The following is a 25407-nucleotide window of genomic DNA, read 5'->3' on the forward strand; positions in this document are numbered from 1 at the left end:
GGATCAGGAGGTGGGCGGCTCGAACGTCGTCGTACGCGTCAGGCCGGCCGCGCGCCCCTTCGCCGAGACGACCAGCGCCATCTTGCGGCTCGCCTCGTCGATCATCTCGTCGCCGAGCATCACCGCCCCGCGGCCGCCGCCCGCCGCGGAGGTGTGGAACTCGTACGCGTCGAGAATCAGCTCGGCCTTGTCGTAGTCGGACTGCCGCGGCGCGAAGATCTCGTTGGCTGCCTCGATCTGCGTCGGATGCAGTACCCACTTGCCGTCGAAACCGAGGCCTGCGGTGCGCCCCGCCGCCCGACGAAAGGCCTCGAGGTCGCGTATCTGCAGGTACGGGCCGTCGATCGCCTGCAGTCCGTGGGTCCGCGCGGCGAGCAGAATGGTCATCAGAATGTGGTGATAGGCGTCGCCGGTGTCGTATCCCAACGGCTGTGCGCCGACGACGAGGGTGCGCATGTTCACGCTGGCCATCAGGTCCGCGGGCCCGAACACCAACGTCTGTACCCGGGGGCTCGCGGTCGCGATCTCGTCGATGTTGCGCAGGCTGCGTGCACTCTCGATCTGCGGTTCGATCCCGATCGCACCGACGTTGAGACCGTGCTCCTTCTCGAGCTGGGTGAGAAGGAGATCCAACGCCTGTACGTGCGCGGCGCACTCGACCTTCGGCAACAGAATGGCGTCGAGGTTGCGGCCTGCGCCCGAGACGACGTCGATGACGTCGCCGTAGGTCCACTGCGTCGTCCAGTCGTTGACCCGGACGACCTTGATCTGATCGCCCCAGCCGTCGGAGTTCAGTGCATCGACGATGCGCGCCCGCGCCTCGACTTTCGCGATCGGCGCGACGGCATCTTCGAGATCGAGGAAGATCGCGTCGGCGGGGAGGCCCTTGGCCTTGGCGATCATCTTGTCCGAACTGCCCGGAACGGCCAGTACCGATCTCCTTAGGCCCGACGCACTCACCGCAGCACAACCCCTGTCTGATTCATAGTCTGTATTGCCCAGCCTCTAACCTTGCCATCATGGCAGCACTGAGCAAGGTATTCGCGGCCAGGCTCGCAGGCCTGGGTGTCCTGGGCCCCGACGGCGAATCGATCGGTCGGGTTCGCGACGTGGTCATCTCGATGCGTGTCGGCAGAGCGCAGCCGAGAGTCCTCGGCCTCGTGGTCGAATTGGCAACTCGCCGAAGAATTTTCGTGCCGATGCTGCGCGTGACCAGCATCGAGCCCAACTCCGTTCAGCTCACGACCGGTAACGTCAGTCTGCGTCGATTCACCCAGCGCGCCAACGAGATCCTGGTGTTCGCGCAGATTCTCGACTCCAAGGTGCGCGTCGACGATCCCGAACTCGACGAACTGCACGACGCCGATTCGATCGTCGTCGACCTCGGTATCGAGCTCACCCGAACGCGGGACTGGGTGGTCGCGCGAGTGGCTGTGCGTAAGCAGCGTCAGCGCCTCGCGCGCCGCGGTGCGATCCACGTCGTGGACTGGCAGCACGTGCAGGGGCTCACGCAGAACGAGCTGTCGATGCCCGATCAGGGGGTGGCGCAACTGCTCATGCAGTTCGAGGATCTCCGCGCGGCCGACGTGGCGAACGCGATGCGCGAGCTTCCCGTCAAACGCCGCATGGAGGTGGCGCGGGCGCTCGACGACGAGCGGCTCGCGGACGTCGTTCAGGAATTGCCCGACGACGATCAGGTGGAGTTGATGCACTACCTCGGCGTCGACCGCGGTGCCGACGTGCTCGAGGCCATGGACCCGGACGACGCCGCCGACCTACTCGGCGAGTTGCCCGAGACCGAGGCGGAATCGCTTCTGCGACTGATGGATCCGGAGGACTCGGCACCCGTCCGCCGTCTGCTCGAACACTCCCCCGACACCGCCGGTGGTCTGATGACCCCCGAGCCGGTCGTGCTGACCGCGTCGACGACGGTGGCCGAGGCGCTCGCCCGGGTGCGCAACCCCGACCTGACGCCTGCGCTGGCATCCCTGGTGTTCGTGGTGCGGCCCCCGACCGCGACTCCGACCGGGCCTTACCTCGGCTGCGTCCATTTGCAGCAGCTACTGCGAGAACCCCCGGCGAGCCTGGTCGGCGGAGTGGTGGACAGCGCTCTTCCGCGGTTGTCCCCCGACGACAGCCTCACCGCCGTCACGCGATACTTCGCGACGTACAACCTCGTCTGCGGCCCGGTGGTCGACGACGAGGACCACCTGGTCGGGGCCGTGACCGTGGACGACGTCCTCGATCACCTGCTGCCCGAGGACTGGCGAGATCAGGAAGTGGCCGGACAGTGAAAGAAACAGCACGCCAGAGAATGGACACCCCGCGCGGATCGCGGATGTTCAACGTCAATCTCGACTTCGATCTCGGCAAGTCGGGCGAGAAAGCCGCCAGGTTCCTCGGCACCGGGCGCTATCTGGCCATTCAGACGGCCATCGTGATCGTCTGGATCTTCCTCAACGTCGTTGCGGTCAATCTGCAGTGGGACCCGTATCCCTTCATCCTGCTCAACCTCGCCTTCTCGACTCAGGCCGCGTACGCCGCGCCGCTGATTCTGCTGGCCCAGAATCGGCAGGACGACCGCGACCGCGTCTCCCTCGAGGAGGACCGCTCCCGCGCCCAACAGACCAAGGCCGACACCGAATTCCTGGCCCGCGAGCTCGCTGCGCTGCGCATCGCCGTCGGTGAGGTCGCTACCCGCGACTACCTGCGCCGTGAACTCGACGAGATCAAGGCGCTGCTCGAACATGCGACGGGTCAACCGGTCACCGCACCGAAGAAGGCACGCAAGAAGGCGGCCGCACGGGCGCAGGACGACGCGGGTATGCCGGTAGCGTCGGACGCCGATACGCCCTAGACCTGCTCTGTAACGGCTCGATAACAGAACAGTCTCGAATCAGGTACCCTCGATCCCGGTCATCAGGTCGGGCCCCGGTTCTCACCGGGGAAATCAGGAGGTACAGCACGCGTGGGTCGTCACAGAAAAGCATCGACTTCCAAGGTTCGACGGAATTCGGTGATTGCTCTGGCAGGTCTCGTCCCCGCAGGACTCGTCACCGCCGCCACCAGCGCTGGAGCAACGGAATACATTCCGTTCGTCTCCGCCAAGACCACACCGGCAGCACAGGAATCGAACGCCGTGGTCGAAACACCGCAACCGATCGCACAGGATCAGCAGGCACAGCCGGTGGCCCAGGCCGAGCTTCCGGTACCGGCACCGGTTCCTGCAGCCGCACCGGTCCCTGAGATCCCGCCCACACCGGAGCTCCCGACCAACCTGGCCGTCAGCCCCATCGCGATCCCGGTCGTCAACGTCGCCGCCTACAAGAACGCCGAGCGGATCCTGGCCCAGCAGCAGCCCGGCTGCAGCATCAGCTGGACCGTCATCGCCGGCATCGGCCGCGTCGAGTCCACCCACGCCAACAACGGCAAGGTCGACGACTCGGGCGAGCTGCACGAGCCCATCCTCGGCCCGGTTCTGAACGGCACCCTCGCCGGCAATCAGGTGATTCGCGACACCGACGGCGGCGCACTCGACGGCGACACCCAGTACGACCGCGCCGTGGGACCCATGCAGTTCCTGCCCTCGACGTGGAACCTCTATCACGCCGACGGCAACGGCGACGGAGTCTCCGACCCACAGAACCTGTACGACGCGGCCCTGGCCACCGGCATGTACCTGTGCGACGGCGGCACCAACATGCGCGACCTGGGATCGACCACCAAAGCGATCCTGCGCTACAACAATTCGATGGCCTACGTCGCGAACGTGCTCGCCTGGTCGGCCGGCTACGCCACCGGCATCGTCCCGACCTCCGACCAGCTGCCGCGCATTCACTGATCGGGTGTCCGTGCCAGCCCTGCTGTTCATCGGGAGTCGGCGCACCGCCTAGCATGAGGCAATGGCTGTACTGACCGAATCCGACGTTCGGACCGCGCTGACGAAGGTCATCGACCCCGAGATCCGCAAACCCATCACCGACCTCGGGATGGTCAAGAGCATCGACATCTCCGCCGACGGAGCCGTCGGTGTCGGGATCTACCTCACCACCTCCGGCTGCCCGATGAAGACCGAGATCAGCGATCGCGTGAAGAACGCCGTCGCCGACGTCGCAGGTGTGGGCACCGTGACGGTCGAACTCGACGTGATGAACGACGAGCAGCGCACCGAACTCCGCAAGTCCTTGCGTGGCGATTCCGCAGAGCCGATCATCCCCTTTGCGCAACCCGGATCCCTGACGCGCGTGTACGCGGTGGCGTCGGGCAAGGGCGGCGTCGGTAAATCCAGCGTGACGGTCAACCTCGCGGCATCCCTGACCGCTCGTGGGCTGTCGGTGGGTGTGCTCGACGCCGACATCTACGGTCACTCCGTGCCGCGGATGCTCGGTAACGACGCCAGGCCCACTCAGGTCGAGAAGATGATCATGCCGCCGCAGGCGCACGGCGTGAAGTTCATCTCGATCGCCCAGTTCACGCAGGGCAACACTCCCGTCGTCTGGCGCGGGCCGATGCTGCACCGTGCGTTGCAGCAGTTCCTCGCCGACGTCTTCTGGGGCGACCTGGACGTTCTGCTGCTCGACCTTCCGCCCGGCACCGGGGACGTGGCGATCTCTGTCGCACAGCTCATTCCGAGCGCGGAGATCCTCGTGGTCACCACGCCGCAGCAGGCCGCGGCCGAGGTGGCCGAGCGAGCCGGAGCGATTGCACTGCAGACCCGTCAGCGCGTCGCCGGTGTCGTCGAGAACATGTCGTGGCTCGAATTGCCCGACGGCACCCGGATGGACATCTTCGGATCCGGTGGCGGACAGGACGTATCGGACAGATTGACCAAAGCAGTCGGTGCGAGCGTTCCGCTACTGGGCCAGATTCCTCTCGACACCGCCGTCCGAGAGGGCGGTGACGCCGGCACACCGATCGTGCTGAGCAACCCGGAATCGCCTGCGGCACAAGCACTCGAGGCCGTCGCGGCGAAACTCGCCGTACGCGAGCGAGGCCTGGTGGGAATGTCGCTCGGTATCGATTCGGCACGCAAGCTGTAGAGCGCGCGCTTATACCCGACAAACGACGCGGGAAACAGGGTTGGAGCCTTATGATTTGCCTTCAATCCTACTGTCGATAGAGAGTGGCCTTCATGAAGAAGCCGCATCGGGTCAGGCCGGTCGTCGTTCCGGTTCTGATCGCACTGCTGATCACCCTGCTGGGATCGATGCTCGGTCCCGCCATGGCGTCGGCGCAACCCGCCCCGCCCGCCCAGAACTATTCGATCGCGACCGACACCACGTTCGCGCCGTTCGAATTCCAGGACGAGACAGGCAAACTCGTCGGAATCGATATGGACCTGCTCGCCGCGATCTCGGTGGATCAGGGTTTCGACTACACCGTCGAGCAAGTCGGTTTCGATACCGCGCTCCAGGGCGTCACCAGCGGCCAGTTCAACGGAATGATCGCCGGCATGTCGATCACCGACGAACGCAAGGCCACCTTCGACTTCTCCGAGCCGTACTTCGATTCCGGTGTCCAGATGGCGATTCTGGATTCCAACGACGAGATCAAGGGCTACGAGGATCTGCGCGGCAAGTCCGTCGCAGTCAAGAACGGCACCGAGGGCGCGACCTTCGCCGCGTCGATCGCAGATCAGTACGGCTTCACCATCCGGAGCTTCGACGACTCGGCGACGATGTTCGAGGAAGTGCGCACCGGTAACTCCGCGGCCGCCTTCGAGGACTACCCGGTGCTCGCCTACGGCATCACCCAGGGCAACGGATTCAAGACCGTCACCGAGAAAGAAGCCGGTGCCAGTTACGGATTCGCCGTCGCCAAGGGCACCAACGCGCAGCTGCTCGAGCAGTTCAACACCGGCCTCGAGAACCTGCGCGCCAACGGCCAGTACGACCAGATTCTCGACACCTACCTCAACGCCGATGCGTCCACCGCAGACACGTCCATCCCCGGCCTCATCGCCAGCAGTTGGCAGCTGTTGCTCAAGGGCCTGTGGCTGACCATCGTGTTGACCGTCATTTCCATCGCCATCGCGTTGGTACTGGGCGGCATCTTCGGCCTGTTCCGCGTCTCCACCAACATCGTGCTCCGCGGTATCGGCACCACCTACGTCGACATCTTCCGTGGCACACCGCTTCTGGTGCAGGCATTCTTCATCTACTTCGGTGTGCCCGCGGCGCTGAACTTCCAGATGTCGGCGTTCACCGCAGGCATCATCACCCTCTCGCTCAACGCCGGTGCCTACATGGCCGAGATCGTCCGCGGCGGCATCCTCGCCGTCGACAAGGGCCAGATGGAAGCGTCGCGCAGTCTCGGCATCAGCTACCTCAAGTCGATGCGAAAAGTGGTGATGCCACAGGCAATTCGCACGATGATCCCGTCGTATATCAACCAGTTCGTCATCACGCTCAAGGACACGTCACTGCTCTCGGTCATCGGCCTCGCCGAACTGACACAGACGGGTCGTCTGATCATCGCCCGCAACTTCGAGTCGTTCAACATGTGGCTCATCGTCGGCGTTCTGTACTTCATCATCATCATGGCTCTCACCAAGCTGTCGAACCGGCTCGAGAAGAGGATCAACAAATGAGCACCGAACTGACCAAGGACCTGCCGGTCGACAGCGGTTCCGGAACCAAGATCTCCATCAAGGGCCTGCAGAAGGCGTTCGGCGACAACACGGTCCTCAAGGGCATCGACGCCGAGATCGCCAACGGTGAAGTGGTGTGCGTGATCGGGCCATCGGGCTCCGGCAAGAGCACGTTCCTGCGTTGCCTGAACAAGCTCGAGGACATCACCGCCGGATCGGTCGTCGTCGACGGCACCGACCTCACTGCCAAGAACGTCGACCTGGACAAGGTGCGCCAGAACATCGGCATGGTGTTCCAGCACTTCAACCTCTTCCCGCACATGACCGCCCTCGAGAACGTCATGCTCGCGCCCGTCGAGACCAAGAAGATGTCGAAGTCGCAGGCCAAGGATTCGGCCGTCGAACTGCTCGAACAGGTCGGCCTGAGCGAGCGCGCGGACTACAAGCCGGCCAACCTCTCCGGCGGGCAGAAGCAGCGTGTCGCCATCGCCCGAGCATTGGCCATGAGCCCGTCGATCATGCTGTTCGACGAGGCCACCAGCGCACTCGACCCCGAGATGGTCGGCGAAGTACTGCAGGTGCTGCGCGACCTCGCCAAAGGCGGTATGACGATGGTCGTCGTGACCCACGAGATGGGCTTCGCCCGCGAGGTCGCGGATCGTGTGATCTTCATGGCCGAGGGCGTCATCGTCGAGGAGGGAACCCCCGACGAGTTGTTCGGGAATCCACAGAACACACGTACCCAGGACTTCCTGAACAAGGTGCTCTAGCCCGCGCTCCCCCGTTTGCGTCAATGGACCACTGCCGCGCTCAGACGTGTGCAGTGGTCCATTCACGCAGCAGCGGTGTCGGCGTCAATGGACCATTGCCGCGCCCAGACGTATGCAAGGGTCCATTCACGCGGACGGGTGAGACCGAACGAGGAAGGATTCAGGCTAGGTGGCGTCGGCGTCGATCGGCGGAGTATCGCCGGCCGCCAGTTTCGGTTCGTTCTTGCTCATCGACACCCCACCCTGTGGAGTGCTGATCTGGGGCGTCGGGCCGCCTGAATTCTTCGGCTTGGTCTCGAAGGGCTTGGTCTCGAAGGGCTTGCCCTTGAAGGTGTCGTCCAGGGGGTTCTTGAAGATCGAATCGTCGCCGTCGAGCAGGTGTTTGGTGATCACCGCTCGCGGGGTCATTCCCCTGAGCTGGTTGAGGTCGGCCAGCGGCTTGCGAAGGTCCTCGAAGTCGGTGCCCAGCTCGTCCTTGAGCTGCTGACTCGCGCCGTTGGCATAGTCCTTGACCTGGCGGATGGACTTGGACACCCAGCTGATCGCGCCGGGAAGGCGATCCGGGCCGAGGATGACCAGAGCTGCTACGAGGAGAATTACGAGCTCTCCCCAACCGATGTTGCCGAACACGCCTGCCAGCCTACGTCGTCAGTCCGAAACCGGCGTGACGGAGACGTCCACCAGCCGACCGGAACGGACGAGTTGTACGGGTACCGCTTGGCCGATCGTGGTTTCCTGCACCGCGACCACGAGTTCGTCCGCGTCGCCCACGGTGCGGTCGCCGACCTTGGTGATGACGTCGCCTTCGACGATCCCGGCCTGTTGCGCCGGACCGTCGGCGCGGACGTTCGCTACTTCCGCGCCGGCCGAGGTGTCGTTGATGACCGATCGGGCGTTGATGCCGAAGTCCGGGTGCCGCATGACGCCGTCCCGAATCAACGACTGCGTCACCTCGAAGACCTCGTCGACAGGAATTGCGAACCCGAGGCCGACCGAGCCACCGCTCTCGCTTCGGATCGCCGAGTTGATACCGATGACGCGTCCCTCGAAGTCGATGAGCGGGCCACCGGAGTTACCGGGGTTGATCGCGGCGTCGGTCTGTACGGCGTCGATGACGGCATCGGTATCGGTGCCTTCCCCCGACAGCGCGACGGGCCGGTCGAGCGCGCTGACGATGCCCGAGGTGACCGTCTTGTTCAGCCCGAGCGGCGATCCGACGGCAATGACGTCCTGGCCGACGCGAACGTCCTCCGAGCGCCCGAGTACGGCCTCGGTCAGGTTGCCCACATCGGTCTTGAGGACAGCGAGGTCGGTCTTGGTGTCGCGGCCGACGATGCGTCCTGGCACCTTGGTGCCGTCGGAGAAGGTCACTTCGAGTGTCGAGTTGTCCGGGTCGGACGCGGCGAGTGAGATCACGTGGTTGTTCGTCACGATGTAGCCGTCACCGCTCAGTACGACGCCCGAGCCGGTGCCCCCGGTCTCCCCCAGCGTCACCTGGATCGACACGACGGATGGCAGGACGGCGTCGGCGACCTTGCTGATCTGACCGCGCGGGATGTCGTCGCCACTGGACTGGGTCAGAGTGACCTTCTGGCTTGTCAGAGCGCCTGTGACCTCTGCGGTCAGACGACCGAACAGGCCGCCGACCAGCCCGATGACGAGCGCGAGAACACCGAGCACGACGAGAGCCCGGATGGACACCGAGCGACCGAACAGCACGTCGCGGACACCGAGTTTGGTGCCCGGCGGAAGAACGGGAGGCGGTGGCGTGTCGACCGCGGCGCTGCCGAGGGACACCCGCGACGTGGGATCGCGCCACGGATCGGCCGGCTCCGACGGCGCGGCGGTCGTCCCGTTCTCGGCGTCGGGATCGCGCTGAAGCGATTCCTGGGCATCGACCGGACGCCCGAACGCCTCGGCGAGAACCGGATCGGGTGGCCGAACCGACACCCGCGAGGGCAACTGTTCACCGGGTCGGCGCGGAGAGAAAGAGCCGTCGACATCGTCGGGACGTCCGAACACCGAGGCCGACATCGGATCGACGGAGGGCCGATATACCGGACGCGGTGGCAACCGTGGACCTTCCGGACCGTTCTGCGCGGCTTCGAAATCCGATGGGTCGGTGCCTGCGGTCTCGGTGCTGGTCGAATTCGATGTCACGCGTCCGGTTACCCCTCGCATACGTCGGTGTGAGAGTTCAGTATCACTCGAGCGGTCGGCGCGGCTCGATGCAGGTGAGAAGTCGTCGGGCAGATCTCGATGCGATCAACGTCGACGGCGGCGGACGCTTGCCACGGACGACATGAAGGTTCGTTTGGTGTGGGTGGGCCGGTCGTCCCCAGCGCACGACGGTATTTGACTGAGCAAGCCGAGCAACGAATGCGGCATCGACATCTCGCCGGCCCCGCGCAGGGCCCGACGGGCCTGTTGCTGGGCCTCGACCTCGGCCGCGCACTCCGGGCACTCGGCAAGGTGGTGGGCAGCACGGAGGTAAGCGGGCATTCGTAGTTCGCCGTCGACGTATGCCGCAACGGCCTCACTGGCCAGATGTTCGGTGGAGCTGAACTGCCGGGGCTTGCGCGCCTGCGTCATCCAACCCTCCTCGTAGCTAGTGGACACTTGCGTGACCTGAGTCGACCTTCCCGTGCACTCGAAGGTACTCGCGTAGCGCCTGGCGTCCACGGTGAATGCGACTGCGGACCGTTCCGAGCTTGACTCCCAGTGTCGCACCGATCTCTTCGTACGACAGTCCTTCGATGTCGCACAGCACGATTGCGGCGCGGAACTCCGGTGCCAGCGAGTCGAGTGCGGACTGCAGATCGGGATCGAGTCGTGCGTCGTGGTAGATCTGCTCGGGGTTGGGTCGGTCGGAGGGAACGCGGTCGTAATCCTCGGGCAGCGCTTCCATGCGGATCCGGCTGCGGCGTCGAACCATGTCCAGGAACAGGTTCGTGGTGATGCGGTGCAGCCACCCCTCGAATGTGCCCGGCTGGTAGTTGGACAGGGAACGGAACACCCGGATGAACGTGTCCTGGGTCAGGTCTTCGGCATCCTGAGCATTGCCGGAGAGGCGGTATGCGAGTCGGTACACGCGGTCGCCGTGCTCGCGAACCAGCTCGTCCCAGGACGGCATGGTGGAATCCTCGCCGGTCGCATCGAACACTGCGGTTCCGCTGAGGTCTTCGGGCGCGGGTACAGACTCGGGTAGACGCGCGGTGTCGCGATCGCCGTTGAACTTGTAAATAGCTGGATCCTCCTGCTCAGGACTGCGTACGTCCTTCTGATTCAACCGACGACTACCCTCGGATGTTCCAGCTCACACTTCGCAATCGAGACGGACCTTCGATTCCTCCATAGCCTGACCGATCCTCGTGTGGGTCCGGTATGAATCACCTGAGGCGCACCTGAGAATGTGTGCGTGAGAAGTTGCCCGGGGCACGATAACCTCGGGGCGTGCCGACCAATGCCGAGAAGATGCTCGCCTACGCCGAAGACTCCGCTCAGGAGGACGAGGTTCTGATAGCAGCCAGAGAGCGTGCCGTCGATCTCGGCGCGGCCCCGGTCCCGCCGTCGGTCGGAGCGATTCTGTCCGTCTTCACGCAGATGCTCGGAGCGAAGACGGTCGTCGAAATCGGAACCGGCGCAGGGATCAGCGGATTGTGGCTGCTCGACGGGATGCGCGCGGACGGCGTCCTCACCACCATCGACACCGAGCCCGAACATCAGCGGGCGGCCCGAGAAGCGTTCCGCGCCGGAGGAATTGCGCCCTCACGCACCCGGTTGATCAACGGCTGGGCGCTGGATGTGCTCCCCCGATTGGCCGACGACACCTACGACCTCGTGTTCATCGACGCCAGTCCAGCGGACCATCCACACTTCGTTGCCGAGAGCGTTCGGTTGCTGCGCCCCGGCGGAGTTCTGGTGCTGCACAATGCGTTGCTCGGTGGACGGGTCGCCGATCCCACTCAGCGCGACGCCACCGCCGTTGCCGTCCGATCCGCTGCGCGAGCGATTGCCGAGGACGAGCGGCTCACGACGGTGCTACTGCCGCTCGGCGACGGCCTGATCTGCGCGTCGAGAGCGTGAGCTGCTGCGCCGCATGTGCGCGGTAACTCGGATTCAGCTACGAATTACCGCGCACGTGCCGCAGGCTCCTAGATCCAGACGCCCTTACCGACGGAGACGACTCCCCCGGCGCTGACGTTGAATCGTTCACGATCGCGTTCGTGATCCACGCCGATGATCTCGCCGTCACCGACGACGACGTTCTTGTCCAGAATCGCGTGCCGCACGACGGCACCCTTACCGATCTTGACGCCGGGCATCAGAACGCTGCCCTCGACTGTCGCACCGCTGTCGATCATGACGTTGGAGCTGAGTACCGAGTTGCGCACGGTGGCGGCCGACAGAATGCAGCCGGCACCGACCACCGATTCCTGAGCCAAGCCGCCCTGAACGAATTTCGCGGGTGGCAGGTTCTCGGCCGATCCGCGGATGGGCCAGCGGCGGTTGTACAGATTGAAGATGGGGTGGACCGACACCAGGTCCATGTGGGCGTCGTAGAACGCATCGATGGTGCCGACGTCACGCCAGTAACCGCGGTCGCGTTCGGTGGCACCTGGCACGACGTTGTCGTTGAAGTCGTAGACCGAGGCGACGCCCGCTTCGACGAGCGCGGGAATGATGTCGCCACCCATGTCGTGATCGGAGTCGACGTTCTCGGAGTCGGCCTTGATGGCGTCGACGAGCACCTTGGTGGTGAACACGTAGTTGCCCATGGACGCGTAGGTGACGTCCGGGTCGTCCGGTGTGCCGGGCGGTTGCGCCGGCTTCTCGAGGAACTGGGTGATCTTGCCGTTTTCGTCGGAATCGATGCACCCGAACGCGAATGCCTCGCTGCGCGGGACCCTGATACCGGCGACGGTCACGCCCGCACCGGAGTCGATGTGCTGCTGCACCATCTGCTCCGGATCCATCCGGTACACGTGATCGGCTCCGAAGACCACGATGTACTCGGGGTCCTCGTCGTACACCAGGTTCAGCGATTGGAAGATCGCGTCGGCGCTGCCGGTGTACCACCGGGGCCCGAGACGCTGCTGCGCCGGAACCGGGGTGATGTACTCCCCGGCGAACCCGGACAGCCGCCACGTCTGCGAGATGTGGCGGTCCAGTGAATGGGACTTGTACTGGGTGAGCACGCAGAGCCGGAGGTAACCGGCATTGACGAGATTGCTCAGCACGAAGTCGATGAGTCGGTAGGCGCCCCCGAAGGGAACTGCCGGCTTGGCTCGGTCCGCGGTCATCGGGTAAAGACGCTTACCCTCGCCGCCGGCAAGCACGATCCCTAGTACGTGCGGTTGTGTCCTCACCCACTCAACCTATCCGCACCGAGAGAACCTTGCGAGCAGTACACGCACAACTGCTGGGGAATGTAGGTTCGTTCACGTGCGCGTAGCAATGATGACCAAGGAATATCCCCCGGAGATCTACGGTGGCGCAGGAGTTCATGTCACCGAGTTGTCCGCGCAGCTGAAGTCACTGTGCGACGTGGACATCCACTGTATGGGCGCGCCCCGCGACACTGCGCAGGTGCACGACCCGGATCCCGCGCTCGCCGGAGCCAACGCTGCGTTGACGACCCTGTCGGCAGAGCTGCGGATGGCGAACGCAGCCGCCGACGCGGACGTGGTCCATTCGCACACCTGGTACACCGGCCTCGCGGGTCACCTCGCGGCCGAGTTGTACGACGTCCCCCACATCCTCACCGCTCACTCCCTCGAGCCGCGACGGCCGTGGAAGGCCGAGCAACTCGGCGGCGGATACCGCATCTCGTCCTGGTCCGAGCGCAACGCCGTGGAATACGCCGACGCCGTCATCGCCGTCAGTGAGGGCATGGCCAAAGATGTGCTCGACGCCTATCCGCGCCTCGATCCGAGTCGAGTCCACGTGGTGCGCAACGGAATCGACACGCAGCGTTGGTTCGCCGACCACGGCACCTCGACCCTGGACGAGATCGGCGTGGATCGAAGCAAGCCGATCGTCGCCTTCGTCGGGCGCATCACCCGACAGAAGGGCGTCGGGCATCTGATCGCGGCCGCCCACCATTTCGATCCGTCGATCCAGCTCGTTCTGTGCGCAGGCGCACCCGACACCCCGGAGATCGCTGCGGAAACCGAGCGCGCAGTGGCGCTGCTCGCCGAGCAGCGCAGCGGCGTCTTCTGGGTCAAGGACATGCTGCCCACCGACAAGATTCGCGAGATACTCACTGCAGCATCCGTGTTCGTCTGCCCCTCGGTGTACGAGCCACTCGGCATCGTCAACCTCGAGGCGATGGCCTGCGAAACTGCCGTCGTGGCATCGGATGTCGGCGGCATCCCCGAGGTCGTCGACGACGGCCGCACCGGACGGCTGGTGCACTACAACTCCTACGAACCCGACGCCTTCGAACGAAACCTGGCCGACACCGTCAACGAGGTCGTCCTCGACCCCGCACTCGCAACGGCCATGGGCAAGGCAGGACGCGAGCGCGCCGTCGCCGAGTTCTCGTGGGCGTCGATCGCCAAGCAGACCCTCGCCGTCTACAACGACGCGTTGGCGCGCCGCCGCTGATCGGGACGACTCAGCGATTCGCCTTGCGATAGGTCGACACCGTCACCGACGCGGTGACCTCGGTGATGTCCGGTAGCTGCCTCAGAGCGGCCGACCGCGCATCGGGGTCGCCGTGACGCGACGACGGGCCCATCCCGATCAGCGCCTCGATATCGTTGTGCGAGAGCATCATCGGGTACTGCAACGCAGACTCGGCCACCGGCTCGAACATGCTCGACAACGATTCGCCGAGCCGGCGGGTCTTGTCTTCCTCGACGCCGATGAGGCCGAGCGGCCCTCGCAGCTCGCGCTGATGCCGGGACGTGGGAGTGACGACCACCAGTACACCGTCGTCGACAAGGATCCGATTCAGTTCACCGGCGTTGCGCGGAGCGAAGACGCACGTCACTGCGGACACACTCTCGGTCCGTACCGGCAAGCCGCTCCAGATGTCCGCGACCACCGATCCCAGCCGAGGATGTGAGCGCGCGGCGCGGCGAGCGGCGAACTTCGACACGTCGACGCCTATCCCCCGCGCATCGAGACGGGCGTCGAGGACGGCCGCGAGATAGTGACCCGTGCCGACACCGACATCGAGCACCACCTCGGTGTCGGCCGGGACGGCAGCCGAGACCGCTGCCGCGATCGAATCGAAGTGGCCCTTGCCGAGGAACGCGTCGCGAGCGGCGATCATCTCGGCCGAGTCACCGGTGAACTTGCCGCCGTCTCCGGTCAACAGACTGACGTAACCCTGCCGCGCCACGTCGAACGAATGCCCGCGATCGCACCACAGCGTCCTGTCGGTATCGCCGACGCCGAGCCCGGATTCGACGTCGCGTGCCCGGCACTGCGGACACAGCAGCAGATCGACGACGTCGGTCAACATCGAGCACCTCCTCCACATCGAGACGAATCCCGCAGTTCGACACAACACAAAGCCCCGCTTGCCGGTGCGGCGAGCGGGGCTGAGCGACGATCGATCGACGTGACTATCAGCCGGTGACACCCTTCAGTTCGTCACCTAGTGCCGCGGCCTCGTCGGGGGTCAATTCGACGACCAATCGGCCGCCCCCCTCGAGCGGGACACGCATGACGATTCCTCGTCCCTCTTTGGTTGCTTCGAGGGGACCGTCCCCGGTCCGGGGCTTCATCGCCGCCATCCTCTGCTCCCTCCAGATCTGCGCCCATCAGCACGGCGCCTCGGCCTAAAAGATATATTTCGTCGCGGGGCGACGGGTGTTGAGTCCTATTCTTCCCTATCGACCCCGATACCGGGAATCGGAGTCGGTATTCGTGACCTGCACACAACACCCCGACAGGTGATCGTCGACCATTCCGGTGGCCTGCATCAAGGCGTAGGCGGTTGTCGGACCGACGAACCGAAGCCCTCGACGCTTGAGCTCCTTGGCCATGGCCTTCGATTCGGGGGTCGAGGCCGGGACCTCGGTGAGCTCCGTGAGACGCGCAGGCCGAGGTTCGGGAGCGAAGGACCAGAGCAAGGTGTCGAGGTCCGTGTCGTCCAGGTCGAGAACGGCCCGAGCATTGCTCACCGCGGCCTCGATCTTGAGGCGATTACGCACGATGGACGCGTCGTTCATCAATCGTTCGACGTCGGCCTCGCCGAAACCTGCCACTCGCTCCGGGTCGAAACCGGCGAATGCGCTGCGAAAACTGTCGCGCTTGCGCAGGATCGTGATCCACGCCAGCCCCGACTGGAACGCCTCGAGGCACAACCGCTCGTACAGTTCGTTGCGCCCGTGGAGGGGCTGTCCCCACTCCGTGTCGTGGTAATCCCGATACAGCTCGTTGTCGGTGGCACCCCAGGGGCAGCGCAGCCTGCCGTCCGGTCCCGCGACAGCGCTCACTGCTCGTCCGGCTCGGATACGGCCGCCTGTGGGACGGTCGAGGACTGCGCGGTGGTCGAGGACTGCGCTGCGTTCGAGGACTGCGCGGTGGCCGAGGACTGCGCTGCGGACAACCTGGACCTGAGCATGTCGATTTCGCCGCCGAGCCGCTCGAGTGCCCAGTCGACCTCGCTGGGCTTGTATCCCCGCAGGGTCTGCTGGAACTTCAGCGAGCGCACATCGGGACCGGTGACGCCCTCCGCAGGCAGAACGGTCGCGGTGGTTCCCTCGGGCAGCGGGCCCAGCTCCTCACCGCGACCGAACACGATCGACGCCACGAAGAACAATGCAGCAGCGACGACGGCAATGACGACGACGTAGATCAGCAGCGTCAACATGCCACGATCTTGTCACGACCGTCCGACACGACTATTTCAGCGAGTTCATCGCCGGTCGATCGAGCAGCGACACCTCGGTCGAGAACGGCTCGAACGAGTCACCGTCGACCCGGAACTGCATCAGACCGGCCCCGGAATCGACCATGCCGCACCGGTTCAGCATCGTTCCGACGATCTGCCTGCTCATCGCCCCGAGTTCGACCAGCGGACGGTTGCGGTGCTTGCGCACACCGAGATTCACCTGACCGATCGCCTGCAGACCGAGCCTGTCGTACGTGTCGAGCAACAGCCCGATCTCCACTCCGTAGCCGGGCGCGAACGGCACCGCGGACAGCAGCTCCCGAGTGCCCGCGTATTCCCCGCCGAGAGGCTGAATGACGCCCGTCAATTCCGGTCGCAGGGCAGCGAGCAGCGGCCTGGCCACGAGTTCGGTGACGCGTCCACCACCGTTGGCATCCTCTGTCCCACTGGTGCGCAACGGACGGCGGTAATAGCCCTTGACGAGGTGGATACCGTCGCCCATCAGCAGGGGCCCGAGCAACTTGGGCACGAACGCCGGGTCGGGGTTGATCAGATCGGAGTCGACGAACGCGATGAGGTCACCGGTCGACGCGGCGACCGAACGCCACAGCACCTCGCCCTTGCCCGGTACCGGATCGACGCCGGGTACTGCTTCTTCTCGGCTGATGACTCGCGCACCGGCCGCCGTGGCACGTACGGCCGTTTCGTCCGTCGAACCGGAGTCCAACACGATCAGCTCGTCGACGAGGCCGCCGAGCAACGGATGGATGGTGTCGATGACGGCGGCGACCGTCTGCTCCTCGTTCAGCGCGGGGAGAACCACCGATACTGTCCGGCCCGCCTTGGCGGCCTCGAGTTCGGCGATTGTCCATTGCGGGGTGTCCCAGCTGTTGGTCTCGGACCACGCCCTGGTCACATCCGTTCGATCTGCGAGTGTCATGCCAGACCCCTGACCGTCCGCGACGGGGTTCGGAGCCCCTGGATCGCTGCCACCATGTCGACGACTCTTCTGGTCGACGCAACTTCGTGCACCCGGAACATTCGGGCTCCGCCTGCTGCGGCCAATGCTGTCGCTGCCAATGTTCCCTCCAACCGGTCGGCGAGCTCTACCCCTAGAGTCTCGCCTACGAAGTCCTTGTTGCTCAGCGCCATGAGCACAGGCCACCCGGTGTTTACAAGATCGTCCACCCGCCGCAACAACTCGAGCCCGTGATAGGTGTTTTTCCCGAAGTCGTGCGTCGGATCGATCAGAATCGAATCTTTTTTCACCCCCTCGGCGACTGCGTTCTCGGCGGCTGCGGTGACTTCCGCGATCACGTCGGCCACCACATCGGCGTACCGAACCCGATACGGCCGCGTGCGCGGCACAGCGCCGCCGGTGTGTGAACAGACGATGCCGACCCCCTCGGCGGCAGCGACGCGCACCAACTCGGGATCTGCTCCTGCCCAGGTGTCGTTGATCAGATCCGCGCCGACTCCGCAGGCCAATCGGGCAACCTCGCTGCGCCAGGTGTCGACACTGATCAGCAGTTCCGGATAGGCGTCCCGGATGGCCTCGACGAACGGAACAACGCGGCGGATCTCCTCGTCGGCGTCCACGATGTCGCCGGGACCGGCCTTCACACCGCCGATATCCACCATGTCGGCACCCTCCGCGACGGCCCGATGCACCGACGCCATAGCTGCATCGTCGGAGAAGTTCGCACCCCCGTCGTAGAACGAATCGGGGGTGCGATTGACGATCGCCATCACCAAAGCGCGATCGTCGGCGACCGGTTTGCCGCAGAGGGTGCTCATGAAATCAATAGTGACACGCGCGCATGTTTCGACTGCTCAGCCCTTGGGGGCCTTACCTGCGGCGACCTCGTCGACGTACCCGTCGTACGCCTTCTCGTAGCCACCGGACTTGCCGCGCAGCACGTACAGATCGCTCGCACTGTCTTCTTCGTAGCCGAGCTTGCGCAGGGCCACCTTCTGGCTCTTGAACGTCGAGGTCTGCTCGAGGCTGTCGACGATGCGGACGAACAGCGGTACCGCGTAGGTCGGGAGCTTGTCGTAGAGGTGCTCGGCCATCGACTTGCCGTCGAACGTCTCGCCCTCGCGCAACGTCACCGCAGCCATGCCTGCCTTGCCGTCGGTTCCCTCGATGTCGACGCCGTACACGACGGCACCGTCGACCGACGAGTGTCCACCGATGGCGCCCTCGACCTGGGTGGTGGCCACGTTCTCGCCCTTCCAGCGGAAGGTGTCACCGAGGCGATCCACGAAGGCGACGTGCATCCAGCCCTGCTTGCGGACCAGGTCGCCGGTGTCGAACCAGGCGTCACCGTCCTTGAAGCCGTCGCGCACCATCTTCTTCTCGGTGGCCTTGTCGTCGGAGTAGCCGTCGAACGGTGCCCGGTCGGTGATCTTGGACAGCAGCAATCCGATCTCGCCGTTGCCGACCTTGCGGAGCTTGCCGTCCTGGCCGCGCTTGGCCTTTCCGGATTCTTCGTCGTACTGCACCACGGCGTACGGGAGCGGGCAGATGCCCGCGGTCTTCTTCATGTTCAGGGCGTTGATGAATGCGATGTTGCACTCGCTGGCACCGTAGAACTCGGCGACGCGGGAGATGCCGAACCGCTCGGTGAATTCTTCCCAGATCTCCGGGCGCAGTCCGTTGCCGACGATCAGCTTGACCGAGTTGTCGCGGTCGGAGCTCTTCTTCGGCTGCGTCAGCAGGTAACGGCACAGCTCACCGATGTAGGTGAACGCCGTGGCCTTGTTGACCCGGATGTCGTCCCAGAAATTGCTCACCGAGAACTGCTTGCCGATGGCCATGGTCGCGCCACCGGCGAGCACCGAGGACAGCGTCACCGTCAGAGCATTGTTGTGGTACAGCGGCAGGCAGCAGTAGATGACGTCGTTGCTGCGCAACCGAACACCCATGTTGCCCAGCCCGGACATCGACTTGAGCCAGCGGAAATGGCTCATCAGGCTGGCCTTCGGCATGCCTGTGGTACCCGAGGTGAAGATGTAGAACGCCTTCTCCTTGGCCTGGATCTCGGCGGTGACCTTCGGATTCGCCGTCGATGCGGAGGCTGCGAGCTCGGCCAGCTTCTTCAGCGGCAGCACTGCTCCGACCTTCGGTTCCCCGTCGAGCGAATCGAGCGCTTCCTGCGCGTTCTCGTCGAGAACCAGTACCTTCGCGTCGAGGATCCCGAGGCTGTGCTCGAGCACGTCGCCGCGCTGGTTGTAGTTCAGCATTCCCGCAGTGGCTCCGAGCTTGACGGCCGCCAGTGCGGCGAACAACGCCTCGGGACGGTTCTTGCTCAGTACTCCGACGACGTCGCCACGCTGGACTCCATGATCGGCGAACACGGCCGCGTACTGGTTGACCAGATCGTTCGCGTCCTTGTACGAGATCGATTCGCCCTCGAACCGCACGAACGGACGATCGCTGTGTTTGGCGGCGGTGTCCTGGAAGATCTGGCCGATCGACGCCTTGTGGTCGGGCTTACGGGTGAATCCCGCCAGACCCTTGAGCAGACTCGGCACTTCCGTCACCATTTTCGGCAACGCGACCGCGAGGTCGGTCACTCCAATTTTCTGACGGGCATCGACAGCCATGAACTCCCCTTTGAGACGGTGTGAGATTTCTTACCCTACTTGAGAGTAACAACTTTGAGCATCCCACTCGGCCCCCGAGGTTGGTGACCTGTCACAACGTGGCGCAGGCGTCCAGAGCTTCGTCGACCGATGTCGTTCTGACCAGGGCATCGAGCGCGCGCTGCTGCACGAATCCGGTCGCACGCAGACCGTCGATCCACTGCAGCATGCCGTCGAAATGCCCGAATGGATCGAGCATCACCATCGGCTTGCTGTGCATTCCCAGGTAGCCGGCCGTCCACGTCTCGAACAGCTCCTCGAGCGTCCCGATACCGCCGGGCAACGTGATGAACGCGTCGGCGCGGTCCTCCATGATCTTCTTACGCTCGCGCATGGTGTCGGTGACGATCAGCTCGTCCGCGTCGACATCGGCGACCTCGCGGTGCACGAGCGCTTTCGGAATCACGCCGACGGTGTTGCCGCCTGCCGCTCGCGTCGCCGCGGCCACCGCGCCCATCATCGAGACGTTGCCGCCGCCCGAGACGAGTTGCCAGCCGCGTCGACCGATCTCGGTCCCGACGTCGCGGGCGAGGTCGATGAAGGAGGAATCGACGGGACCCGACGCGCAGTAGACGCAGATACTGAGCCCAGGCTCGGTGGATGCGCGCTCGCTCACTGCTGGGCCTCGCGGACGATGCGGACGGCCTCGTCGACGCTGTCCGTGCAGTGGATCAGATCGAGGTCCTTCTCGGACACCTTGCCTTCTTTCACCAGAGTCGTCCTGATCCAGTCGAGCAGTCCCGACCAGAAATCCGTGCCCAGCAACACGATCGGGAACCTGGTGACCTTGGCCGTCTGCACCAGGGTCAATGCCTCGAAGAGTTCGTCGAGGGTACCGAAGCCGCCGGGCAGACACACGAACGCCTGGGAGTACTTCACGAACATGGTCTTGCGGACGAAGAAGTATCGAAAGTTGACGCCCAGATCCACCCACTCGTTGAGACCCTGCTCGAACGGAAGCTCGATGCCGAGCCCGATCGAGTAGCCGTCGGCCTCGCACGCGCCACGGTTGGCACCCTCCATCGCCCCGGGGCCACCGCCGGTGATGACGGCGAAACCCTCCTTCGCGAGGGCGGCTCCGAGCTGCCGAGCTCGCGCATACTCGGGATGGTCGACGGGGGTGCGGGCCGAGCCGAACACCGTCACTGCTTTCGGTACCTCGGCGAGTGCGCCGAATCCCTCGACGAATTCGCTCTGGATACGCAGGACGCGCCAGGTGTCCGAGTGAATCCAGTTACCGGATCCACGCTCGTCGAGCAGCCGTTGATCCGACGTGGACGTCTCGGTGTTTCGGCCGCGCCGCAACACGACGGATCCCTTGTGCTTGGCCGACTTCTCGCCGCTGTGTTCCTCGGAGCTGCCGTGCTCCTCGACGCTGTTCATGGCGTTCAGGCTATCGGGCGGTGAGGTAGGCCCGGAGGACCTGTGTGACGTGCGTGATCTGCTCGACGGGCACGCGTTCGTCGCGCTTGTGGGCGAGGTTTGGATCGCCGGGCCCGTAGTTGACCGCCGGGATTCCGAGCGCCGAGAACCGGGACACGTCCGTCCAGCCGTATTTGGCTCGGAACTGACCGCCCGCGGCCTCGATGAGAGCGGCCGCTGCGGGTCGGTTCAGACCGGGAAGCGCTCCGGGTGACGAGTCGGTGACCTCGAAGCCCAGATCGAGTCCCTCGACCACCTCACGAACGTGTTCGACGGCTTCCTCGACGGTGCGATCCGGCGCGAACCGGAAGTTGACATCGAGCTCGGCGGCGTCGGGAACGACGTTGCCCGCGACTCCACCGGAGATCCGGACTGCTTGCAGCCCTTCCCGATACACGCAACCGTCGATATCGACGGTGCGTGCGCGATACGCGGCGAGTCGGTTCAGGACCGCACCGAATTTGTGAATTGCGTTGTCGCCCAACCAGGACCGCGCACTGTGCGCCCGCGTTCCCGACGCCGTCAGCCGAACCCGCAGCGTCCCTTGGCAACCGGCCTCGATGAAACCACCGGACGGTTCACCGAGAATGGCGACGTCGGCTTCGAGCCACTCGGGCAGCTCTCGTTCGATACGGCCCAGTCCGTTGCGTGCGGCCGCGATCTCCTCGCAGTCGTAGAACACCAGGGTCAGATCGTGCGCTGGGTTGTCGATCGTGGCTGCGAGATGCAGGAACACCGCGTCGCCCGACTTCATGTCGACAGTTCCACACCCGTGCAGGATGTCGCCCTCGGCGCTGTCGTGCTCTCGCCGCGAGGGCACGTTGTCTGCGATGGGAACCGTGTCGAGATGGCCGGCCAGCATCACCCGCGATCCGAGCCCGCGGTTCGTTCTGGCCAGAACGGCGTTGCCGCTCCGAATGATCTCGAAGCCCGTGGTCTGCTCGCGGAGCGCCTGCTCCACCTCGTCGGCGATGCGCGATTCGTCCTCACTGACACTGGGGATGTCCACCAGTGCCGCGGTGAGGTCTATCGGGTCGGCATGCAGTTCGAGCGTCACGGCGACAACCCTAGGCTTTGGGCCCCGGAATCTCGCGGACCACGCCGTCGAAGCCTGCGCCGAACAATCTTCCGCTGGAAAAGCCCTGTTCGGAGCGACCGTAGACGACGACACTGGTCAACCGGGTACCGGTGCCGATAACGCACGTGGCCCCCGGTGCATCGATGCGGACGACGGATCCGCCGGCATTGAGAGGTACCACGGGGCGTCCGGCGGCATCGAGAGTCAGCCCGTCCGGGGCTCCGAAGGAGCCCAGCCCCGACAGGTCGAGCAGGCTTTCCGGTGCCGACGGGTTGGCGATCGGAATTCGGCTGACCCCTGGATTCACGAATGTTCGCGAGACGTACAGATACTGATCGGCCGCGTCGAGGACAGCGCCGTTGGCGCTCGGGAAGCGAGCCCAGTCCGGATCGACGGAACCGTCGGGGCCGATCCGACCGATGAGTGAGCCGAAGTCGTTGGTGGCGTAGACAGTTCCGTCGGCAGCCACAGCGAGTCCGTTGGCCGCACTGAGACCCTTCGCGAAGGGAGTGACGGCAAGCGTGTTCACGTCGAGTCGAACGATGCCGGCGGCCTTGACGGCGTCACCGACGAATACTCGAGGGTCGGCTCCGTAGCCGACCAACAGAGTGCCGTCGGGCATCCAGGCCAGCGCTCCTCCGCCGCCGCTCGGCACCTTCGCGATGGGGTACGCGGGCCGGCCCGGTGCGTCGATTCGGAAGACCCTGCCCGACACGATGTCGGTGACATAGGCGCGTCCCGACGCGTCCACCGCCAGTCCTTCGAGAGCCGCCCCCGGGATCCGTGCGACCACCGCGGACGGTCCGCCGACTCCGGCGCAGGTGGGAGCTGCGACTGCGGTGCCCGACCCGACAACGACGCTGCCCGCCGCCATCGATGCCGCAGCGATCGCCATCACTGCCGACCGCACGTGTGTGAACTTTCTCGAACCCATGACGTCCCCCAGACTCGGCGACCCCTGTCAGCCGATGGGCATGTCTACCACGCCCCTGCGACAACCAAACCCAGGGCGATTCCAAGAACGATCGTCGTGGCCAGCGTCGTGACCAGTCCGGTGAACGAGACACCCTCGGCCATCACTGCGGCAGGTCCACGACTGCGCGAGCCGGTGCGGGTGGTCACCGGTGAAACTCTGTCAGCTCCCCCGCCGTCCACCCATAGCCCCGCGTCCCGATGCGATCACACTCGGCACTCGAACAGGTAACGAACCGACGCCGCGTCCGGATCGGAGTCCAGGAACAGTCGACGTTCCCGCGATGACGGCCGAACCCACCCGCCGGGTCCACCGCGTATTCTTCGTCCCGTGAGCGCACAGGGAGCATCAGCAGTAGGTATTGCCAACATCACGACATCGGGTGTCGTTCTCGACACCTGGTTTCCGAGCCCGGAGCTCGGGTCGGGCTTCGAGACCGGTACCACCAGGCTCGAGGGATCCGATATCCCCGGGGAACTGGCCGCTCTCGTCGGACCGGACGAAGCCCGCGGAGTCGACGTAGTCGCAGTGCGCACCAGCATCGCATCGCTCGACGACGCTCCGATCGACGCGCACGACGCATATCTGCGCCTCCATCTGCTCTCGCATCGGCTGGTCCAGCCGCACGGGCAGAATCTCGACGGACTGTTCGGCCTGCTGTCGAACGTCGTGTGGACCAACTTCGGCCCGGCGGCGGTCGACGGTTTCGAGACGGTGCGCGCCAAGCTCCGTGCCCGCGGTCACGTGACCGTGTACGGCGTCGACAAGTTCCCGCGTCTGGTCGACTACGTCGTTCCCACCGGAGTTCGTATCGCCGACGCCGACCGCGTCCGTCTCGGCGCGTATCTGGCCAGCGGAACGACGGTCATGCACGAGGGCTTCGTGAACTTCAACGCCGGGACGCTCGGCAACTCGATGGTCGAGGGTCGGATCTCCGCGGGCGTCATCGTGGGCGACGGCTCCGACGTGGGCGGCGGCGCGTCGATCATGGGCACGCTCTCCGGCGGCGGCAAGAACGTCATTTCGGTCGGGAAGAGCTGCCTGCTCGGTGCGAACTCAGGGCTCGGCATTTCTCTCGGTGACGATTGCGTCGTCGAGGCGGGGCTGTACATCACCGCGGGCACGAAGGTCAGTGGACCGGATGGCACCGTGGTGAAGGCGGCGACGCTGACGGGGAAGTCCAACCTGCTGTTCCGTCGTAACTCTCTGTCGGGTGCTGTCGAGGTGGTGCCGTGGAAGGGCACCGGAGTCGAGCTGAACGCGGCATTGCACGCCAACGACTGAGAGTCTGCTTCACTGAATCAGTCTGTACGACAATCTCTTCCAGCCCCGCACCGTGTTCACGGTGCGGGGCTGGAGTTGTCAGCGGGCTTGTGTGGTGCGCTGGTTATGCGATGTGGGGGCCTGCTCGGGCGTGGGATTGTCGGGGTTGTCGGTAGGGGTCGACGGTTGCGGGTGGGATGATCCCCCGCAAGCGGGAGGTGCCCCCACACGGGTGGTTGTCGGTGCCGATGAACACTTCCCAGTCGGAGTGGTGCATGAGTCGGTGGTGGAATCCGCAGAGCAGGACGAGGTTGTTCATGTCGGTGGGGCCGCCGTCGGCCCAATGCCAAATGTGGTGGCCTTCGGTCCAGGCGGCGGGTTTGCCGCAGCCGGGGAAGGCGCAGCCGTGATCGCGGGCGGTGAGGGCTTTGCGCTGTGTGGCGGTGACGGTGCGTGCAGTGCGCGCAAGGTTCAACGGGTTACCGTTCTCGTCCATCACGATGGCAGTGAGGACACAATCACACGCCAACTGGCGGGAAGTATGGCGGGAGAGCGGTCCCATCCACGGCAGCCACCCGACCGAAGTGCCGTCGCCGAACAAGTCGCGATACGCGCCACGCTCAGCGGCAGGTGGTTCATCGGATTCGGCTGCAGTGCGGGTGTTCTCGTCGTCGGTGATGTCGTCGGTGATGTCGTCGGTGTCGGCGCTGCCCTGGAGGTCGGTGAGATCGCGCAGGCCGATGTGCAGGTTCAGGTGCGGGCGTTCGCCGCCTTCGATGGGGCGGTTACTGGAGGCGAGGTATTGGTCGAGGA

At 65.0% G+C, this 25407-nt stretch carries 28 protein-coding genes; 9 read left to right on the plus strand and 19 right to left on the minus strand.

Annotation, left to right across the window (positions count from 1 at the left end; translation table 11 throughout):
• Positions 1-3 precede the first annotated feature (3 nt).
• A complete protein-coding gene (locus tag CH275_RS28955; protein ID WP_094681517.1) occupies positions 4-960 on the minus strand; it encodes an HpcH/HpaI aldolase/citrate lyase family protein in 957 nt (318 codons plus the stop codon).
• A gap of 59 nt (positions 961-1019) precedes the next feature.
• On the opposite strand from CH275_RS28955, the gene CH275_RS28960 reads away from it, so the two are divergent.
• From CH275_RS28960 to CH275_RS28985, 6 genes are all read left to right on the plus strand, one after another.
• The gene (locus CH275_RS28960; protein WP_032375920.1) at positions 1020-2294 is read left to right on the plus strand and encodes a magnesium transporter MgtE N-terminal domain-containing protein; all 1275 of its coding nucleotides are present in this window, start codon (positions 1020-1022) and stop codon (positions 2292-2294) included.
• A 20-nt stretch (positions 2295-2314) separates the two neighbouring features.
• A complete protein-coding gene (locus CH275_RS28965) occupies positions 2315-2857 on the plus strand; it encodes a DUF1003 domain-containing protein (protein ID WP_094681518.1) in 543 nt (180 codons plus the stop codon).
• A gap of 111 nt (positions 2858-2968) precedes the next feature.
• Entirely contained in the window at positions 2969-3841 is an 873-nt protein-coding gene (locus CH275_RS28970) for a lytic transglycosylase domain-containing protein (protein ID WP_179276404.1), read from the plus strand.
• Between the two features lie 61 nt (positions 3842-3902).
• Positions 3903-5039 (plus strand): Mrp/NBP35 family ATP-binding protein, encoded by a 1137-nt coding sequence (locus CH275_RS28975; protein WP_094681520.1) that lies wholly within the window; start codon positions 3903-3905, stop codon positions 5037-5039.
• Between the two features lie 92 nt (positions 5040-5131).
• Positions 5132-6589, plus strand: a complete 1458-nt coding sequence (locus CH275_RS28980; protein WP_094681521.1) for an amino acid ABC transporter substrate-binding protein/permease — start codon at positions 5132-5134, stop codon at positions 6587-6589.
• The gene (locus tag CH275_RS28985; protein WP_094681522.1) at positions 6586-7359 is read left to right on the plus strand and encodes an amino acid ABC transporter ATP-binding protein; all 774 of its coding nucleotides are present in this window, start codon (positions 6586-6588) and stop codon (positions 7357-7359) included. The genes CH275_RS28980 and CH275_RS28985 overlap by 4 nt, the downstream gene beginning before the upstream one ends.
• Before the next feature lie 165 nt (positions 7360-7524).
• Here the strand turns inward: CH275_RS28985 and tatB are convergent, their stop codons facing one another.
• The 4 genes from tatB to sigE form a co-directional block, all read right to left on the minus strand.
• The gene (gene tatB, locus CH275_RS28990; protein ID WP_094681523.1) at positions 7525-7989 is read right to left on the minus strand and encodes a Sec-independent protein translocase protein TatB; all 465 of its coding nucleotides are present in this window, start codon (positions 7987-7989) and stop codon (positions 7525-7527) included.
• An 18-nt stretch (positions 7990-8007) separates the two neighbouring features.
• Positions 8008-9540: a S1C family serine protease gene (locus tag CH275_RS28995; protein WP_373453758.1), complete on the minus strand. Its 1533-nt coding sequence runs from the start codon at positions 9538-9540 to the stop codon at positions 8008-8010.
• An 84-nt stretch (positions 9541-9624) separates the two neighbouring features.
• Complete coding sequence (locus CH275_RS29000; protein ID WP_094681542.1) at positions 9625-9951, minus strand: zf-HC2 domain-containing protein; 327 nt, start codon at positions 9949-9951, stop codon at positions 9625-9627.
• A 16-nt stretch (positions 9952-9967) separates the two neighbouring features.
• Complete coding sequence (gene sigE / locus CH275_RS29005) at positions 9968-10648, minus strand: RNA polymerase sigma factor SigE (protein ID WP_094681524.1); 681 nt, start codon at positions 10646-10648, stop codon at positions 9968-9970.
• A gap of 185 nt (positions 10649-10833) precedes the next feature.
• On the opposite strand from sigE, the gene CH275_RS29010 reads away from it, so the two are divergent.
• Positions 10834-11445: an O-methyltransferase gene (locus CH275_RS29010; protein ID WP_094681543.1), complete on the plus strand. Its 612-nt coding sequence runs from the start codon at positions 10834-10836 to the stop codon at positions 11443-11445.
• A 68-nt stretch (positions 11446-11513) separates the two neighbouring features.
• On the opposite strand, the gene glgC is transcribed toward CH275_RS29010, so the two are convergent.
• Entirely contained in the window at positions 11514-12728 is a 1215-nt protein-coding gene (gene glgC / locus CH275_RS29015; protein ID WP_094681525.1) for a glucose-1-phosphate adenylyltransferase, read from the minus strand.
• 76 nt (positions 12729-12804) lie between these two features.
• Between glgC and glgA the strand changes: the two genes are divergently transcribed.
• Positions 12805-13968, plus strand: coding sequence for a glycogen synthase (gene glgA, locus CH275_RS29020; RefSeq protein WP_094681526.1), 1164 nt, complete (start codon positions 12805-12807; stop codon positions 13966-13968).
• Between the two features lie 10 nt (positions 13969-13978).
• Here glgA and CH275_RS29025 read toward each other — a convergent pair whose 3' ends face one another.
• From CH275_RS29025 to CH275_RS29750, 12 genes are all read right to left on the minus strand, one after another.
• Complete coding sequence (locus CH275_RS29025; protein ID WP_094681527.1) at positions 13979-14833, minus strand: methyltransferase domain-containing protein; 855 nt, start codon at positions 14831-14833, stop codon at positions 13979-13981.
• 106 nt (positions 14834-14939) lie between these two features.
• Complete coding sequence (locus CH275_RS29030; RefSeq protein WP_008714277.1) at positions 14940-15107, minus strand: DUF3117 domain-containing protein; 168 nt, start codon at positions 15105-15107, stop codon at positions 14940-14942.
• A 96-nt stretch (positions 15108-15203) separates the two neighbouring features.
• Complete coding sequence (locus tag CH275_RS29035; RefSeq protein WP_094681528.1) at positions 15204-15812, minus strand: DNA-3-methyladenine glycosylase I; 609 nt, start codon at positions 15810-15812, stop codon at positions 15204-15206.
• Positions 15809-16189 (minus strand): DivIVA domain-containing protein, encoded by a 381-nt coding sequence (locus CH275_RS29040; RefSeq protein ID WP_094681529.1) that lies wholly within the window; start codon positions 16187-16189, stop codon positions 15809-15811. The genes CH275_RS29035 and CH275_RS29040 overlap by 4 nt, the downstream gene beginning before the upstream one ends.
• 31 nt (positions 16190-16220) lie before the next feature.
• Entirely contained in the window at positions 16221-17150 is a 930-nt protein-coding gene (locus CH275_RS29045; protein ID WP_094681530.1) for a glucosyl-3-phosphoglycerate synthase, read from the minus strand.
• Complete coding sequence (folP, locus tag CH275_RS29050) at positions 17147-18007, minus strand: dihydropteroate synthase (protein WP_094681531.1); 861 nt, start codon at positions 18005-18007, stop codon at positions 17147-17149. The genes CH275_RS29045 and folP overlap by 4 nt, the downstream gene beginning before the upstream one ends.
• Before the next feature lie 36 nt (positions 18008-18043).
• On the minus strand, positions 18044-19819 hold the full coding sequence (locus tag CH275_RS29055) for a long-chain-acyl-CoA synthetase (RefSeq protein ID WP_094681532.1): 1776 nt from the start codon (positions 19817-19819) through the stop codon (positions 18044-18046).
• A 91-nt stretch (positions 19820-19910) separates the two neighbouring features.
• On the minus strand, positions 19911-20474 hold the full coding sequence (locus CH275_RS29060; protein ID WP_094681533.1) for a TIGR00730 family Rossman fold protein: 564 nt from the start codon (positions 20472-20474) through the stop codon (positions 19911-19913).
• Positions 20471-21241: a TIGR00730 family Rossman fold protein gene (locus CH275_RS29065; RefSeq protein WP_094681534.1), complete on the minus strand. Its 771-nt coding sequence runs from the start codon at positions 21239-21241 to the stop codon at positions 20471-20473. The genes CH275_RS29060 and CH275_RS29065 overlap by 4 nt, the downstream gene beginning before the upstream one ends.
• Positions 21242-21251: 10 nt before the next feature.
• On the minus strand, positions 21252-22337 hold the full coding sequence (dapE, locus tag CH275_RS29070; protein WP_094681535.1) for a succinyl-diaminopimelate desuccinylase: 1086 nt from the start codon (positions 22335-22337) through the stop codon (positions 21252-21254).
• 10 nt (positions 22338-22347) lie between these two features.
• Positions 22348-23292, minus strand: a complete 945-nt coding sequence (locus CH275_RS29075; protein ID WP_094681536.1) for an SMP-30/gluconolactonase/LRE family protein — start codon at positions 23290-23292, stop codon at positions 22348-22350.
• A 44-nt stretch (positions 23293-23336) separates the two neighbouring features.
• Complete coding sequence (locus CH275_RS29750; RefSeq protein WP_179276405.1) at positions 23337-23480, minus strand: hypothetical protein; 144 nt, start codon at positions 23478-23480, stop codon at positions 23337-23339.
• A 181-nt stretch (positions 23481-23661) separates the two neighbouring features.
• On the opposite strand from CH275_RS29750, the gene dapD reads away from it, so the two are divergent.
• A complete protein-coding gene (gene dapD / locus CH275_RS29080) occupies positions 23662-24615 on the plus strand; it encodes a 2,3,4,5-tetrahydropyridine-2,6-dicarboxylate N-succinyltransferase (protein WP_094681537.1) in 954 nt (317 codons plus the stop codon).
• 103 nt (positions 24616-24718) lie between these two features.
• Here dapD and CH275_RS29085 read toward each other — a convergent pair.
• A partial coding sequence (locus CH275_RS29085; RefSeq protein WP_143546905.1) for an HNH endonuclease signature motif containing protein occupies positions 24719-25407 on the minus strand: 689 nt, incomplete at its 5' end.

Origin of the sequence: Rhodococcus sp. 06-235-1A (genome assembly GCF_002258785.1) — a bacterium.
GTDB lineage: Bacteria > Actinomycetota > Actinomycetes > Mycobacteriales > Mycobacteriaceae > Rhodococcoides.

Coding starts and splice junctions, on each gene's coding strand:
- CH275_RS28960 (WP_032375920.1), top strand. CDS start 1,020: ATGGCAGCACTGAGCAAGGTATTCGCGGCCAGGCTCGCAGGCCTGGGT.
- CH275_RS29040 (WP_094681529.1), bottom strand. CDS start 16,189: ATGTTGACGCTGCTGATCTACGTCGTCGTCATTGCCGTCGTCGCTGCT.
- CH275_RS29010 (WP_094681543.1), top strand. CDS start 10,834: ATGCTCGCCTACGCCGAAGACTCCGCTCAGGAGGACGAGGTTCTGATA.
- CH275_RS29065 (WP_094681534.1), bottom strand. CDS start 21,241: ATGAACAGCGTCGAGGAGCACGGCAGCTCCGAGGAACACAGCGGCGAG.
- CH275_RS28985 (WP_094681522.1), top strand. CDS start 6,586: ATGAGCACCGAACTGACCAAGGACCTGCCGGTCGACAGCGGTTCCGGA.
- CH275_RS28980 (WP_094681521.1), top strand. CDS start 5,132: ATGAAGAAGCCGCATCGGGTCAGGCCGGTCGTCGTTCCGGTTCTGATC.
- CH275_RS29045 (WP_094681530.1), bottom strand. CDS start 17,150: ATGACACTCGCAGATCGAACGGATGTGACCAGGGCGTGGTCCGAGACC.
- CH275_RS28965 (WP_094681518.1), top strand. CDS start 2,315: ATGGACACCCCGCGCGGATCGCGGATGTTCAACGTCAATCTCGACTTC.
- folP (WP_094681531.1), bottom strand. CDS start 18,007: ATGAGCACCCTCTGCGGCAAACCGGTCGCCGACGATCGCGCTTTGGTG.
- CH275_RS29000 (WP_094681542.1), bottom strand. CDS start 9,951: ATGACGCAGGCGCGCAAGCCCCGGCAGTTCAGCTCCACCGAACATCTG.
- CH275_RS28995 (WP_373453758.1), bottom strand. CDS start 9,540: ATGCGAGGGGTAACCGGACGCGTGACATCGAATTCGACCAGCACCGAG.
- CH275_RS29030 (WP_008714277.1), bottom strand. CDS start 15,107: ATGGCGGCGATGAAGCCCCGGACCGGGGACGGTCCCCTCGAAGCAACC.
- CH275_RS29055 (WP_094681532.1), bottom strand. CDS start 19,819: ATGGCTGTCGATGCCCGTCAGAAAATTGGAGTGACCGACCTCGCGGTC.
- CH275_RS29025 (WP_094681527.1), bottom strand. CDS start 14,833: ATGTTGACCGACGTCGTCGATCTGCTGCTGTGTCCGCAGTGCCGGGCA.
- CH275_RS28975 (WP_094681520.1), top strand. CDS start 3,903: ATGGCTGTACTGACCGAATCCGACGTTCGGACCGCGCTGACGAAGGTC.
- CH275_RS29075 (WP_094681536.1), bottom strand. CDS start 23,292: ATGGGTTCGAGAAAGTTCACACACGTGCGGTCGGCAGTGATGGCGATC.